Below are 15,894 nucleotides of genomic sequence, written 5' to 3'. Positions count from 1 at the left end.
TGCCCCGGCGTAACGCCCCTGCCGCCAGACCGCAAATGGCAGGCATGATAAGGAATAAAAGTTTTCGGGTGCCCTACGGCCCGCCACCATCCGGCGATGGCGTGAAATCGAGGTTCTGGTCCGTATAGATTTCCATCACCTCGCTAAACGGACGGCCCTGCCCGTCGCGCAGCACCGCGCGCTGGCGCATGATCGTGGCCGGCGCCACGACCCGCCCGCTGGCCGCCCCGAACAACGGGCCGGGCCATGGCGCCCATAACGGGGCAAGCTGCAGCCGCTCACGGGTGAAATGCAGCGGTGCCACGACATGGCCAAAGGCTGTGTCCGTATTTTCCAGCGTAGCGTTCATTTCCGGCGTCAGCAGATCAGGCACATACCAGTTATCCGCAACCGAAAGCACATGCGTGCCGCAGGTCAGCCGGACCCGCCGGTGCCGCACCGCCTGCGTGGCGCCTATGCCCAGATCGGCCCGCACCTGCGCGGGCACCGGGTCAGGCTGCGGCAGGGGCGCCTTCTGCGCCACCACCACGGGGCGGGCGGCCATATGGTGGGTGGCGCACCAGTCTTCCAGCGCCAGTGTGGCGCTGGCGTGGGTCCGCAGCGTCTTTTCCAGTGCCTGCACGACTGTCAGCAGGTTCGCCCGCCCGGACGGGGTATCAGGCCAGGACAGGCCATCCGCCCGGGCATAACCGGCATTGAACAGGCCAGCCCCCACGATTATCGCCGCCACAAACCGGCCCCTGCCCATGCTGCGTCGCTTCACGGCGCCATGGTCCGCCCATGCACATGCACCGTAACCTGCTGGCTGTCATCCACGGCTGACGTACCCAGCCAGACCCGGAAGCGGCCCGAAGGGATGTCCCACCGGTCATGCCTGCCATCAAAATGAGCCAGCAGCCGCGGATCAACCTGCACCGAGACCTGACGGCTTTCACCCGGCGCCAGCTTCACGCGCTGCCAGCCCGCCAGCCTGCGCGCCCCCCCATCGGGCAGGCCGACATAGACCTGCGGCACGTCCACGCCGGGACGCGTGCCGGTGTTGCGCACGTTGAACGTCACCGTCAGCTGCTTGTGGTGATACCCCGCCACCAGCCCATCGGTCGCAAAGGTGGTGTAGGTCAGGCCATGGCCGAACGGATAGAGCGGCTTGAGGTGATTGCGGTCGAACCAGCGGTAACCGACATCGCTGCCTTCGTCGTAAACCAGTTCCTGATCGGTGTGGAACTGCATTTCGAACACGTTGTTCGCGTTCACGCCCGCGATATCGGGATGGGCCAGCTGGGATTCAGCCTGCGGGAAGGTCATGGTCAGATGACCCGATGGCGCGACCTTGCCAAACAGCAGCCGGGCGAGGGCGGTCCCACCGCCGGAACCGGGGAACCATGCCTCCAGCACGCCCGCTACGCTGCTGTTCCACGGCATCAGCACCGGGTCGCCGGTTTCCATGACCACGACAGTGTGCGGGTTGGCGGCGGCGACAGCGGCAATCAGGGCATCGGCATTGCCATCAAGGTGCATGTTCGGCGCGTCCATCCCCTCAAAGGTGAACTGCGTTGCATACACGACGGCCACATCGGCCGCGCGGGCGGCACGGACGGCGGCGGCGATATTCGTGCCCGGATCATAGGTGATATGGGCGGCCGGGGCTTCGGCCCGCATGGCCCTGAGCGGGGAAGACGGGAAATACACCGGATCGCCCGGCCAGTCCTTCTTGCCCGGTCCCTTGACCACTTCGCCCCCGATGGGATCGACCTGACTGGAACCGCCCCCCGAAATCACGCCCACATCCGCATGGCCACCAATGACCGCGATGCGGGCGGTGGTGGCAAGCGGCAGGACATTGCCCTCGTTACGCAGCAGAACCGCGCCTTCTTCCTCATCACGCTGGGCGACAAGGGTATCGGTCACCACATCCAGCGGGGCCCGCACGGGCGGATGGTCAACCAGCCCCTGCGCGAACAGGGAGCGGACAATCCGCTGCGCCATGTCATCAATACGCGACTGCGGCACACGGCCTGCCTTCACATCCGCCGCCAGCAGCGTCTGGAAATAGGGGCGTGCATCGGCATGGTCCCCCGCGGATTCCTGGTCCAGCCCGGCCAGCGCCGCACGAGCGGAGGAATGGGTCGCGCCCCAGTCGGACATGACGAAGCCGGGATAATGCCAGTCCTGCTTCATCGTCCTGGTCAGCAGGTACGGGTTTTCGCACGCATACAGGTCATTGACGCGGTTATACGAACACATGACGGAACCGGGGTGCCCGGTTTCCATGGCGATCTCGAACCCCAGCAGGTCGCTTTCGCGCATGGCGACGTGGTCGATATCGGCACTCATGGTCATGCGCGATGTTTCAAGGTCATTCATCGCATAATGCTTGAGGGTGGAAATCACGTGCTGTGACTGCACGCCCGCAATGGTGCTGCCGACCATGCGGCCAGTCTGCAGCGGATCCTCGCCCGCATATTCGAAATTGCGGCCACCGCGCGGGTCACGGGTCAGGTCGGCCCCACCGCCCAGCAGGACGTTGAAACCGCTCTGCCACGCTTCACGACCGATCATGGCCCCGGCCTCACGCGCCATGTCCACATCCCACGAACTGGCGGTGGACAGGCCCGATGGCAGGGAAACCGCCGCACCATCCTTGCGGATATGCGCCGGATTACGGATACCAAGCCCCGCATCGGAAATCTGCAGGTCAGGCAGGCCCGACCCCGCAGGCGCGCGCAGGTACGCCGCCGAGCCAAGCCCGCCCGGAGGGGCGACACTGCCATTGAACCCGCCGCCATCCACGCTGAACAGCAGGGACATCTTGTCTTGCAGGCTCATATGCGCGAGTACCTGCCGCGCCCTTTCATCCGCCGGGTCGGTCGGGCCTTTCGCGGCATGGGCATGCGCGGCACCGTGCGCCACCATCATGCTGCACGCCACGGCAGACAGCAGGAATATCTTGCGGGACAATTTCATGCGGCAGGCTCCTCCTTGATGATCGGGGTAGCGGCGACGCGGGCCAGGCGGTCCCATCTGCCGGCTACGGCAATATTACTGAAACACTCTATCCCCAATCCGCATGATCTGGCGCAAGGCGGGACTGGAAATTGGGGCAACAGGTGTAAAAAAAACCCCACCAGCAGGTCATATACATGCCTGCGGGCGGGGTTATCGGCAAAAGCGGCCGGGCAGTTCAGGTCAGTTGCTGTTGCTGCGGGTGCGCATGTACAGAATGACAGTCTGGGTCGGGACGGAGTTCAGGTCTTCCGCATCGACGTCGCGGCTGACAACATAATCACCAAACGCACCGGGCTGCGACGTGATCCAGCGGCCATACAGGCCTTCCAGCACCGGGGCCAGCCATGTGCCCGACGGCTCACCCGCGCTGCCGACCTGCGGCAGGTCTTCATGCACGATGCGCATGGCCTGCTCTTCCGCCAGCAGTTCCAGCTTCACATAGCCCCAGTTGATCATGCCCAGCAGGGCATTCAGTTCGATCTGCAACTGGTGGATGGTGTTGCACAGGGGCGGCTGCAGACGACCAGCCATTCCGCGGCCGACCTCCCGCAACAGGTCATTCCTGACCTCGATCCCGGCCTGATCGTCAATTTCCCATGACAGGGCCTGCAGAAAAAGCGAGAAGTCCGGTTTTGCGTTGAAAGTTGTCATTACTGGTCCATAATAAGATAGTGTGCGGAAATCATGGCGCCGCTTTCAGTCCAGTTACCGGCCTTCTGCCAGCGCCCCGACAGATCAAGACGAAGATTATGGGTAAACCGATACCCTAGCATTAAAGCCACCCGTAAGACTAGCAACACTGTCCCCGGGATAATAGGCGCTATTTACCGTTTCCTGTGAGAGATAATCAGAACTTGTCGCATTCGTCACGTAATTATTAGCCACATACTGCGCACCCGACTGCAGCAGCGAAGACGTGGGGAAGAACGGCGACGAATGTTCGTGGAAGACCTGATAGCCCACGGAAGCATTCACGTCCCAGTCAAGCCGCTTGTGCTGGCCGGCATAACGGATCGGAACGGTGGCCGCGTAATAGGACTGTGGCGAGAAGTAGCCACCCTGTCCGTAGGTATAGAAATCCTGGTTGTTCCCATAACCGAAGTAGGTCAGGCTGACACCGATCCGCACCAGCATGTTGGCGTTATGCCACACCAGCGTATTGACGCCGATGCCGGCTTCACGCTCGCTGTTGCGCCGCACGTTCTTGCCGGTCTGGATCGCATAGCCACCGCCACCATACACGATGGTATTGCCCAGCGTCGCCTCGACCTGGCCATGGAAATGGTTGGTGACGACGCCACCCCATTCCTGGCTCCACTGCGAGGCCAGTTCCTTGCCGTACAGGCTGCGGGCATAGCGCCCGATGGCGGAATAGTAGTTCGGATCACGCATGCCGCCATAGGACAGGACGCTGTTGGTAATCGAACGGCGTTCGGCGCTGACGCGGAATGTCACAGGCCCGACACGTGGCGAGAACTCGACCCCACCCAGCACGTTGGTGATGGGGAAGCCGATCGGTGACGCACCGACATCGGCCCGCACCCAGCTATTGCCGAACTGTACATCAGGTGCAAAGCCGGCTTCGCCTTCCCCACCCTTTACAAGCTGGGATTTGTAACGGCTGGTGGAACCCTGGTTGTTGCGGTTCATGTAATTGACGTACTGGTTCCACGCCTGTGTCGCCATGTCGGTGCCAAACCGGGGCACGTCATAGACTGAACCACTATCAAGATCACCCGACCAGATCATGGTTGGCGTGATCGAGAAGGTCAGGCTGGACTCACCCGCCTGTAGCGGCAGACGGCCGACAATGGGGATATTGGCTTCCGTCAGGCGACCCATGCCGTGTTCGCCCGAACGCGACCGGAACCCGAGGCCACCGTCAATGGACGGGGCAAGGTTTTCACGCAGCGTGTTGATCTGCCCGGAAATGGAAGACAGCATCTGGTCCGATGCCTCGGGCGAGGTCGCTTCCATGCTGTAGGATCCACCGGTGACCGGCGCGCCCAGTTCCGTCTGCCGACCATAGCCATGGTGGCGGAAGGGATTGCTGGACGGCGGCGCAAGCGCATCCTGCTCGGCCCCGGCAGCACCCGCGCCCGCCGCCATGCGGGATCCCTCGACCTGCTGCAGGCGCAGGTCGTAGGCCCGGCGCAGGTCCGCGATGGTCCGGTGGCCATGTCCGTCCGCCTGGTCGGCCACGGCCATGCTCAGCCATGCGCGGGCATCCATCGGGCTTTCCTGCACGCCATCCATCGCCAGACGGGTCGCCAGGCTCTTGTGACCGCTATTGACCGCAGCCTGCACCGCAGCCTGCCGGGCATCGAGATCCTGTGGATTGTGGCGCAGCACCGCAAGGTCGATTTCCAGCGCCTTGCTTGCCTTGCCTTCACCATTGTACAGACGGGCCAGCGCCAGTTTGGGCGCCGTCGCCTCCGGATCCGCCCGCAACGCGGGGGCCAGCTGATCGTACGCCTGCGCCTGATCGCCACGCTGGTTCAGCAGGTCGGACTGGGCCACGGAAATGCCCATGCGCAACTGCTGCAGGGTCTGCTGCTGTTCCGGTGGCAGGGCATTGCCCATGCCGCTCCCGCTGCCATCGCCAAGGGGCGCAAGCAGGCGGGCGGCGGCAACCGGGTTGCTGATCTTCATATACTCGGTGGCGTAGGCAAGACGCTGGTCCGGCGACAGGTCGATCGTACGTGTCGAGGCGATACGCAGCGCCATGCGGGCATGGAGCATGTCGCCGCGCTGGCGGAACAGGTCGGCCACGGCCACGCCACGCGCACCCGTCGGGTCAGGCGGGGACAGGGCTTCCCGGATCAAGGGCACCGGGTTGGCCACCATCGACAGGCGGCTGGCCAGGTCTTCCTTGATCTCCATTTCGGTGGCGATGGAACGGATGGCCGGGGAATAATCCTCTGGCGACAGCCCGGACAGCAGGCGGCGGGTCGCCGCATCGTTGCCGGCGCCATAAGTGTACAGGATGCCTGCCTGACGATCCTGCGCCGTAACCGGATTGGCCAGGATCGGCTGCATGACACGGCCGGCTTCCGCCACGTCACCCTGCTGCTGCAGGGCATTGGCGAGGTTGATGCGCACCCACGGATCGCGCGGCGCCTGCGTCATGGCTTCACGCAGGATGGATACCTTGCGTGCCGAATCCGATGTGTGCGAGGCCGCGGCCATCAGGCCCGTCACCTCGATCTCGCCCACCTGCTCGGCGTATTGTGGTCCGACGCGTGACAGCAGCTGACGCGCTTCCGCCGTATTGCCCTGCGCCATGTCCACCCGCGCCAGCCCCATCAGGGCCAGCTGACTGTTGGGATCGCGCGCGAGAACGGAACGATATGACTGTTCGGACGCATCGATCTGCCCGGTCGTGCGCTGCAGGTCCGCCAGCATCAGCGTGGCGCCAGTGAACTGCCCCGGCTGACGCGCCAGCGACGTCAGGCGCTGCTTGGCTTCGGTATATTGATGCGCCGCGATCATCTGCCGCACGGCGGCATAGTCACCGCTGATTTCCATGCCGGCCAGCGCGGGACGCCAGCGGTCAGCCGTCTTGGGATCGGCGGCCATCGCTTCCTGGAAATAACGACGCGCTTCCGCCGCATCGCCCTGACGCATGCTGACCAGACCCATGCCGCCCAGCGAATCCGCATCATGCGCATTGATCTGCAGTGCGGACTGGAAGGACTGCTCGGCTGCGGAAAGACGACCGGCGTTCAGCTGCTGGTAACCTGCCTGGCGTGCAAGGCCCGCCTTGTCCGGCGGACCACCAGGGGGGTGAAGCATGTGTTCCTTCAGCGCCGTATCATTGGGATGCGCCGCCAACCACTGCTGCATGAGCGGCTGCGTCTCAGGCGTGACCGGCAGCCAGTTCAGTGTCTGTCGATAGGACTGGGCTGCCGCCGCGGCTTCAACCGGCGCCTGGGCCCGGAAACCCTCCAGGTCCTTCAGTCGCGCCAGACCTTCCATACGGGTGGGGGTATTATAGGTCAGTGCCTGCGCAAAGGCGAGCTGGGCACGGTAATCCTGCGGATTAGCCGCCACGACGCTGGCCAGTCCCGCCCGTGCCTGATCCCAGTCGGCGGGCACGCCAGCCATGGTCTGGTAATATTCCACCGCCAGCGAATGGGGTGGCTTTCCGCCATTGAACAGCTTCTGGTACCCGGCCACGGCCTGCTCGTTATGGCCAGAAGCGGCAAGGGCGCGCACCTGCGACAGGTCGCCCGTCGAGATTGACCGTTCATGCAGCAGGTCGGTCAGGCTGTTTGCCGCCGTACTGCCCGGTGCAACCTGCTGCAGGTGACGCAGGGTGTCGGCTGCGGCTTCACGGTTGCCGATGGCCGTCTGGTATTCACCCTGAACCTCCAGCACGTCGGGAGAGTCAGGCGCGATCCGCTGCGCGTTCTGCAATGCCTGCCGGGCATTGTCATACTGCTGCTGCTGCAACCAGAAGCGTGCCTGCTGCAGCAGGATCTGCCGTGGCGCGGCAGTCCCGCCGGTGGCCTGCGCCCCCGTCATGGCAGTTGATGCCTGCTCTGTGCACGGGCTACCGGCACAGCCATCATCACCCCCATGCAGCTGCTGGCAAGCAGCCCGGCAGAAAGTGAAAAGACGTATCGTCTACTCATGATCACGATTTCTGCCTTTCTTCCTGCAGCTGCCGGCGACGGTACATCGCGTGGCGGAACAGTGCGCGCACCAGGACGGCCACCACCAGCAGACAACCGAACAGGCCGACCACAACCACACGGATCGGATGATTGTGCATATACCAGTCAGGCATGAGCCACATCGGCAGCGTGCCAACCGTATAAAGCGGTGAACTGCGGTAGGATGTCAGGTCGTCGCCATGCGCCAGCACAAGGTCGCCCTGCACTTTTGCCTGATTCTTACGCTGGCCCAGGATCTGGACCAGGTTATCCAGCCCCTGTCCGTCACCCGACAGCAGGGCCAGCACCGTGCGCCCGGATGCCAGCGGGGATTCCGCTTCCACCATCGCGCCGACACCACCGGTCAAGGTCGTTTCGACCTCGGTCGGATGGGTATTGCTGATGACCGACATCGGGTCCTGGAAGATGTTCCACACCCCGCTGAGGGTGGAACGCAGCCCCATGTGCAGCCGCCCGTCCGAAATCTGGTAAGCCGAGTTGGACAGCAGCGAGGAGACTTCCCCACTGTTCGACAGGGTGGACAGGACGATCAGGTTCCGGTCCGCCACGTCGCTTACATGATCGGCCGAAACGATATCGACACCCGACACGGGATACCAGGTCGTCGCCCCCATGAAGCCCATCAGGTCGAGATAGGCGCTGACCACCGTGCCATTGGGATGATCCGGCAGCACCACGGCCGAACGCGACAGATCGGCATAGGTGGTGAACGGATACCCCGCGCTGGCCATGTAAGCCAGGTTGGGCATGCGCGTGATATGATAGGCGTTGGACAGGTCGATGGTTGAATCCGGGTCGACCGACATGTGGATCAGGCTTGGCCCGGGGCGACAGCCGGGCTCCGTCAGCGGAGCTGCGTCAAAGTAGAACTGCAGCTGATCCTGACCGAACACCATCCACGGCGGAATGGTCAGCGTATGCTGTTCCACGCCTGCGTTCTGCGTGCCCACGCCAACACGGCGCAGAAGCTGGTCCACAACGGAATTCTGCTCCCGCAGTGAATAGGACTGCAGGTAGGTGTTATTGATACCGACATCCAGATGGGAACGCGCGACATCCAGGATCGGACCATCCGGCGCGCGGAAACGCACGTTCAGCTTGTACGGCCGGTCACGCCAGGTATACAGGTCGGGGGACACGCGGAAGGGAACCGACAGGACACCCGGCGTATAGCCTTCCCCCTGCAATGCGCTGACAGGCACCAGTTCACCCAGCCGGACCGGGCGGGTGGTGGGCAGGAAGGATGGCGCATCATTTGCGACACGCGGCGCCACGTCGATCGGCGCCACGTCCATGCGGCTGGCGACCGGCAGGGCACTGGAACCGAAACCGATCCCCTTGCTCGCCGTAATGACTTCATCGCGGTCACGCCCGGTCACCAGCAGCAGGGTGCCATTGGGATCGGACGGATTGGCGACCTCCATCAGGGTCGGGCCACTGACCGAAGGCCGCCCCAATGCGGATGGCAGTTCATCCGCCACACCGACCACAATGGCGTTGCCTGTCTGGGGAATGGTGGAAAAGACGGGGAAATTGACCCCGCGGTAATCGGTCTGCTGCCCGAACCATGACGCAATGATGCCGGAAGCCTTGAGCACCTCGGGATCAAATGTCTGTGCAAGAACAAACGGAATGACCACTTTCTGCCTTACAGTCTTGTCAAAGAAAGGCTGGGGCAGTCGAGCCAACTGGCGCCGGGGGGGAAGCGGAATGGTTGTGATCTGCAGTTGTGAATGTTCGGACACGCTGGCCCACTGCAGCCCGTTGGACGGGTCCGTGCATCCCTTCGATCCGGTGGCAAAGCTGAAATTCAGGCGGTTGCCGCTGACAAAGAAGATGGGGTTGACGTCAAATGACAGCGGACCAAACGCCGGGTGCGACGGATCGGGGCGCAGCGTACCGATATACTGTTCATTCAGTGTGATCGTGACCGCACTGTTGTCAGGCTGGAGGTTGGGCGACATCGCACCCGACACCACCAGACGGGCCGACGTCACCAGCTGGTCCGCCGGGATGCCGAACTGCAGGCCCTGCAGCGGTGCCGTACCCCGCATGGTCAACGCGCCTGCCGCACCCAGTTCCTGCAGGGAATAGGTATGAACGGTCGCGACATCGGAACTGGCGCCGGTCGCATTTTCGGCGTTGTCCAGTATCGCATCAGCATTGCTGCCCGCGTCCCCTGCAGGGGCGGCGGCAGGCAAGGGAGGCAGGTCGTTACCCGTCGGCTGGGGGGCTGGCGCCTTGGATGCAATCGGGGCAGCCTGTGCTCCCGTTGCAAAGACCAGTAGCGCGATCAGGGACACCATTTTCATATCACGAGGCCGCACGACTGATCTTTCCTTCCTGTTTCTGACCACCCTGACTGGTTGTTGGCTCCCGACGCTCAACCGGCAGTGCAATTGGTTTTTTCTTGGGACGACTATGGGCAATCATCTGACCCTTCTTGCGGAACAGTGCCTTGATGCTGAGGATCAGACTCCACAGGCTTCGTAACGGCCGGTCATCCTCATAATTATTCCACTGCAGCCAGGCATCGGCACGTCCGAACACGAACCGGACCACAGATGCTTCAATCTGAATGTTATTGATCGACCATGTAAACACGGCCTTGCCGTTGGCGCTGCGGATCATGGTGGCCGGAAGGTTGACTTCCTCGCCCTCCAGTATCGCATGCACCACAACCTGTACAGGCTGATCCGGCGTCACGTCGCGCCAGGGCATATGGATCGCCACACCACCCATGGACACGTCCTCGGTAATGCCGTGGCTTGAATTGCCTTCGTAATCATAAACCGTAACGGGAATATGGGCTTCGATACGGTGGCTGTGGCGGATCTGCTTGGTTTCACGGCCCACGGCGATGGCGGCCAGCAGGATGATCAGGCTGATCACCGACCAGATGCAGTTCAGCGCGTAGGCACGTTCCGCAATGATGTCCAGATGCTGGAAAATCAGCGCATATGCCCCGCGCAGCAGGCCAAGGGCCATGACGACAGCGAAGATGATGTTCGGATAGGTGGCGTCAAGGTCGAATGTCTCGTTTTCCAGAACGCCGCCTTTTTCCGTCACGTTGAACTTGCCCTTGGAGGGGAATATCATCGTCACGATGGTCACGCGCACCAGGAACAGCGCCATGACGGTTTCGTACACTTCACTCCAGAACGAATAACGCCAGCCCCTGTTGACCTTCGCCGCCGTCGCAATCGAATGGAACATATGCGGAATGGCGTAGGCCAGCACCGCCAGTGGCGACGCGGCGATAATGTTCTGGTTGAAGAACAGGAAGGCCAGCGGGGATGCCAGGAAGATGACGCGGGGAATGGCGAAGAAGAACGACGTCATGGCTGACAGGTAGCACAACCGCTGCCCCAGCTTCAGTCCCGGCCCCAGCATCGGGTTATCAACACGGAAGATCTGGATCATGCCACGGGCCCAGCGCATACGCTGACCGATATGCGTGATAAGGCGTTCGGTCGCCAGGCCACTGGCCAGGGGGATGCGCAGGTAGGCGGTCGACCAGCCCTTGCGCTGCATGCGCAGCGCGGTATGCGCATCTTCCGTCACGGTTTCCGTTGCGAAGCCGCCGATTTCCTCAATCGCCTTGCGGCGCAGGATGGCGCACGAACCGCAGAAGAAGGTCGCATCCCAGAAGTCGTTGCCGTCCTGAATGACACCGTAGAACAGGTTGCCTTCCGGCGGGGTGCGATACCCCACGGCCAGGTTACGCTGGAACGGGTCAGGGGAATAGAAGTGATGCGGGGTCTGCATCAGGGCGATCTTCGGATCCTCGACCATCCAGCCCATCGCGATCTGCAGGAATGCACGCGTCGGAATATGGTCACAGTCAAGGATGAGGATGAAGTCGCCCCTCGTCTGCTTGATGGCGTGATTAAGGTTGCCGGCCTTGTAATGCGTATTATCCGGACGGGTGATGTAACGCGCGCCACATTCCTCGGCAAAACGGCCGAATGTCTCACGCTTGCCATCATCCAGAATATAGACGTTCATCTTTTCGGGCGGCCAGTCAATGCCAAGCGCCGCCAGCACCGTCAGGCGCACGATGCTCAGGTCCTCGTCATATGTCGGGATGAAGATATCGACCGTCGGCCATTCGTCCGGATTGGGCGAAAGGGGAAGTGGCGCGCGATGCAGGGGGGATATGGTCTGGAAATAACTGAGGAACAGCATGTACAGCGCGTACAGTTCCGCCAGCAGCAGCGTGACACCCAGCAGGCCCTGGATCCACGTATCGAAGTCCAGTGTTTCCGTCAGGCGCCATGTCAGGTACCGCAACGACACCAGCGCCGAAAGCACCTCAAGAAAGACCTGTGTGCGGCGGCTTTTACGCCGGCCGACGATGAAAAATACTGCGACACATATTAATGCCACAATCAACTGTTCATGTATCGACAGCGTGACTGTAGTGGCGGCGAGCAGGGCAAAAAGCCCCACAGCCCCGACTATGTAACTGGCACCGCGCAGTGACAGTATCTTGTTGGAAAAGCGGCCAAACCAACTTTCCGCAGGCGCTGACGACTGAACCTCTGACATCAATAACTCGTCCGATTAATAAATACTGATAAAACAGATAGTTACGTTCAAAAGAAAACCGTCAGACGCATCTGGTCCGTCATGTCGCCTTTCGGCCCGCGTGGCCTGCGGGTCATACGCGGGATCATTCCCTTCCTTTTACCCGTCGCGGGCTGGCCTGCCATCATGTCCAGCCCGCCGACGTGGCTCAGGATTCCCCGTTTTCTTCTTCGCGCTTGCGCAGCAGGGCTTCACGCAGGCTGGGCTTGGGGATCAGACGATCCGTGGCCCGTCCACCCAGCGTCATGAAGACTTCCGTCAGGGTCGGGGAGTTGTCCGTCGGGGCCGACGGCCGTCCCGCGCTCTTGTTCCATGTATTCTTGTCTAGTTTGGTCATCGTGGTCACCTTGGAAACAGGTTTGGGAACAGGCGGTGATGTCGGCACCGGAGGGGATTGGAACAACCGGGCCATCTGGGTCCGGTCACCTGCCTTGGCGAAGAAGAATCCAGGCCCTGTCGGGCGCTGTCCACGACGTTGCTGCGCCTTTGGTACGGGGGCCCAATCATCTGTCGCGGTAACCACCGGTTCAGGCGCTTCAACCGTGAAGGGCGCTGACTGCACCGGCGCCGGACGTGGCCGCACGGGGGTGGCCGGCGCTTCGGTAAATGGCGGCAGGCCACGTCGTTCCTGTCCACCCGCCTGCACCACATCCGCTGCCGGAGCAACAGGTTTCGGCTGCGGCGCAGGACGCACCACGGTTTCCGGCGGCGGAGGAGGAGGTGGTGGGGGCGGTGCAACCGTTTCGGCCACAGGCGGCTGGGGCGTATGCACGACTTCCGGTGCGACCGGCGGCGGCGCGGGGGCGGGCGCAACCGTTTCAGCCACAGGCGGGCGGGGCGCATGCACGACTTCCGGCACGACTGGCGGCGGAGGCGGTGCAGGCGGCGGAGACGCTACAACCGGCGGCGCCACAGGTTCCGGCTCAGCGACAGGAGCAGGCTGTTCCGGTTCGGCATAATGATCCTGGGTGTAGGCATGCATGTCCTCATGGACGGACTCTTCCGGGTCCGCCACGGGCATATCCCGTACGAGCGAGCGGAAGGAACGGTAATGGAACCCTTCCCCGCTCAGACCGTAGCCAGCCGTAAGCATACGGGCCACATCCTGTGGATTGTCCATGTCCACGTCAGGGCGAGGTGGCTGCGCCCCTGCTGCTTCATTATTGGCTGAACTCACATCCCACCTCCCTCGGCACGGGCGATATAAACCAGCAATGTAAGCGCTGCGGAATAATAATCCGGCGCGTGGTCCAGCGTGGGCAGTTCCCCTGCCGATGCCAGACCCGAACACGACGCAACGGCCAGATAGCCGGGAGGCGCATTATAGGGCGATCGCGAACCATTTGTCAGGTCCACCCAACCCGGCAGCGCCGATGCGCCGAAATGGTTCCAGAAACGGGTGAAATCCGCCAGCAAATCCGGCGACAGCATATGCGCCCAGTACAGGTAGAGCGGCACGCGAATCGCATCATAGGAGAAACGTGGCGGCCAGCCCTTGGCAATTGAAAAAGCGCCGGTCTGCCGATTGATCGACAGCCAGTCCGGCGGAAGCTTCCATTCCCCGAATCGTCCCTGGGCAATAATGCGCAGCCCGTTTTCCATTACGGTCTGCCACCGGGCATCGGCCGTCAGTTCAAACGCCTGCATGAGCGAGGGCATGACGTAATAGGACAGGTTAAGGGTGACCGCTTCCTTGGTGACGAATCCGGTCGCGCCGGGCAACAGCACTTCGTAAGGACCGACCTTCATGGTCATGAGCTTAAGCACATCGGCGTAGATGGCCATAGCGTCCTGAATATAGTCAGCCCGCTTCCAAAGCTTGCCGGCCCGCGCCAGGCCAAGCGCAATCAGCAGATCGCCATCGGTGGCGTTGTTCTTGTCCGCGACCGGTGGATTATGCCCGTCCAGATAGCGCCAGGAAAACAGGGCATCGGTCTTGTGCTGGAGATTGGTGCGCGCCCACACCCATATTGCCTCGAACGCTGCCTGGTCACCCGCGGAGGCAGCGAAAAGCATGCCATAGCCCTGCCCCTCGCTATGGGATTCGCCACTGTTCCCCGTGTCAACGATACGACCATCGGGGCGGAAATATTTACTGCGGAAAATGGCCCACTGCTGGCTTACCGGCGTACTGTCGCCCGCTTCAGCCGTGGAAACAAGCGGAATGCTGCCTGCTGCCGCCATGACGGACAGAAAGGACCGACGCCCCATCCCGGATACATGTTTCTGCAGCTTCATAAAATCCAACAGCATTGATCACCACACACTTCAGAAATCCGAACCGATGCAACCACAGGCGGGAACTGGTGTTCAATTCCACACCCGGTCGCATCCAATGACGCCTTAGTCGCAAACTCCCCCATCCTGCAACCCGGACACCGCCACCACGAAACGGACTTTGTTACGGAAGATGAGCATACCGTCTTACCTCCCGGTGACGAAACAGCCACCAGCGTCTTTACGGACCGGAAAGGCGGGGAAGTTGCATTTTTATCACGTCAGGCCCGCAGGCACCCCCAAAATCCTGTTGATTATTCCTGCAAAAATCAAAAGAGAAATATGGAAAATGGCCAGTGCCAATATGCTGCCATCCTTCCCGAAATTAAAAGATGGAAAATATTTTTAAATTTCAGGGCGACTTGACCTGGATCAATGCTTTTCATTCAAATCGTACAGGAATCGATATAAGATGCCTTTATTATATATTAATATGAAAAGCATCGCCATGCCATAGCCTGATCGCTCTTCAATAAAAAATAACTATTTAAAAATATTACGCGCTATACGAACAAAGCCGCCGCATGCCGTTTCTTTTCTTCGACAACCATGGGGGATGGATGAAGTCCACCGCCCCCATCCATATGCACTGACGGCAGGAAACCCGTGGGCCACCCCGGCGCATGCCGCCAGTTCCAGCATCATTTCATGGTCGATATAAGCGCCCGCCCAACCGGAAAATTCCAGGTTGCCGCGCATGACGATTGCCCGGCCACGGCCCCGTCGTGCCGTATGCGCCAGCACATCCAGCCATATCCGGGTCACTAACGAACGCAGTCCACGCAAACAAGGCCATCACTGCATGAAGGGTCATCACGCATGGACTGACCATCCACGGGTCGAATATTTCATGTGTGGACCGGTCAGGTTAAGTGATGATTTCCACCATATCACGCATACATCCTGAATCCATGAACGCGGGGCAACAGCCCCGATACCTGTTACATGGTCGCAATTCAGGAAAATGATGGCAACTGGCCAGCCACCACGAAAAAGCTGTGGCAGGATATCTGGCGTCCCGTACGGGATTCGAACCCGTGTTGCCGCCGTGAGAGGGCGGTGTCCTAGGCCTCTAGACGAACGGGACAAAGGCCGGTGCCGCGTTCTATGCGATCACCCGTGGGGATGCAAGGAAAGAATTGTGGGTCGATCCATCAGGAGCGGCCAAGAACCAGCCGGGCCACGATACGCCGACCGGACGGATCCCACACCACCACACGGTCCGCAACGCCACCGCCGGTCAGCACCACCGCCAGCAGTCCATCCGCCCGGGCCGTCACGGCCTGCACATGCGTGCCCGGCGCTTCATCCATCACCAGATCCCCCGCCGCGTCCGCGCCCG

Annotated in this window: 9 protein-coding genes, 1 tRNA gene and 1 pseudogene (1 of these 11 cut by a window edge); all 11 read right to left on the bottom strand. The window is 61.7% G+C overall.

What is annotated here, in order from left to right:
* Positions 1-73: 73 nt before the first annotated feature.
* Positions 74-748, bottom strand: a complete 675-nt coding sequence (locus GEU01_RS05495; protein WP_010507042.1) for a hypothetical protein — start codon at positions 746-748, stop codon at positions 74-76.
* A gap of 11 nt (positions 749-759) precedes the next feature.
* Complete coding sequence (locus tag GEU01_RS05490; protein ID WP_019085256.1) at positions 760-2,964, bottom strand: beta-glucosidase family protein; 2,205 nt, start codon at positions 2,962-2,964, stop codon at positions 760-762.
* Between the two features lie 222 nt (positions 2,965-3,186).
* Positions 3,187-3,657 (bottom strand): cellulose biosynthesis protein BcsD, encoded by a 471-nt coding sequence (bcsD, locus tag GEU01_RS05485; protein WP_010507046.1) that lies wholly within the window; start codon positions 3,655-3,657, stop codon positions 3,187-3,189.
* A gap of 96 nt (positions 3,658-3,753) precedes the next feature.
* Complete coding sequence (locus tag GEU01_RS22325; RefSeq protein ID WP_019085255.1) at positions 3,754-7,533, bottom strand: cellulose synthase subunit BcsC-related outer membrane protein; 3,780 nt, start codon at positions 7,531-7,533, stop codon at positions 3,754-3,756.
* A gap of 112 nt (positions 7,534-7,645) precedes the next feature.
* Positions 7,646-10,012 carry a cellulose biosynthesis cyclic di-GMP-binding regulatory protein BcsB gene (locus GEU01_RS05475; RefSeq protein ID WP_232272410.1) on the bottom strand — a complete coding sequence of 789 codons (2,367 nt, stop codon included), beginning with the start codon at positions 10,010-10,012 and terminating at the stop codon, positions 7,646-7,648.
* The gene (bcsA, locus tag GEU01_RS05470; protein ID WP_026018529.1) at positions 9,999-12,236 is read right to left on the bottom strand and encodes a UDP-forming cellulose synthase catalytic subunit; all 2,238 of its coding nucleotides are present in this window, start codon (positions 12,234-12,236) and stop codon (positions 9,999-10,001) included. The genes GEU01_RS05475 and bcsA overlap by 14 nt, the downstream gene beginning before the upstream one ends.
* Before the next feature lie 187 nt (positions 12,237-12,423).
* Positions 12,424-13,452, bottom strand: coding sequence for an endoglucanase (locus GEU01_RS05460; RefSeq protein ID WP_232272409.1), 1,029 nt, complete (start codon positions 13,450-13,452; stop codon positions 12,424-12,426).
* Positions 13,449-14,528, bottom strand: coding sequence for a glycosyl hydrolase family 8 (locus GEU01_RS05455; protein ID WP_019085253.1), 1,080 nt, complete (start codon positions 14,526-14,528; stop codon positions 13,449-13,451). Before GEU01_RS05455 ends, GEU01_RS05460 begins: the two co-directional genes overlap by 4 nt.
* A 507-nt stretch (positions 14,529-15,035) precedes the next feature.
* Positions 15,036-15,251, bottom strand: coding sequence for a hypothetical protein (locus GEU01_RS05450; protein WP_152927745.1), 216 nt, complete (start codon positions 15,249-15,251; stop codon positions 15,036-15,038).
* Between the two features lie 312 nt (positions 15,252-15,563).
* Positions 15,564-15,639: transfer RNA gene (locus GEU01_RS05445), tRNA-Glu, on the bottom strand.
* Between the two features lie 67 nt (positions 15,640-15,706).
* Positions 15,707-15,894 (bottom strand): annotated as a pseudogene (locus GEU01_RS05440) (hypothetical protein) (it continues 169 nt past the right edge of the window).

The sequence above is a fragment of the Komagataeibacter europaeus LMG 18890 genome (genome assembly GCF_000285295.1).
Classification (GTDB): domain Bacteria; phylum Pseudomonadota; class Alphaproteobacteria; order Acetobacterales; family Acetobacteraceae; genus Komagataeibacter; species Komagataeibacter europaeus.
This window is presented reverse-complemented; position numbering and strand designations above follow the sequence as displayed.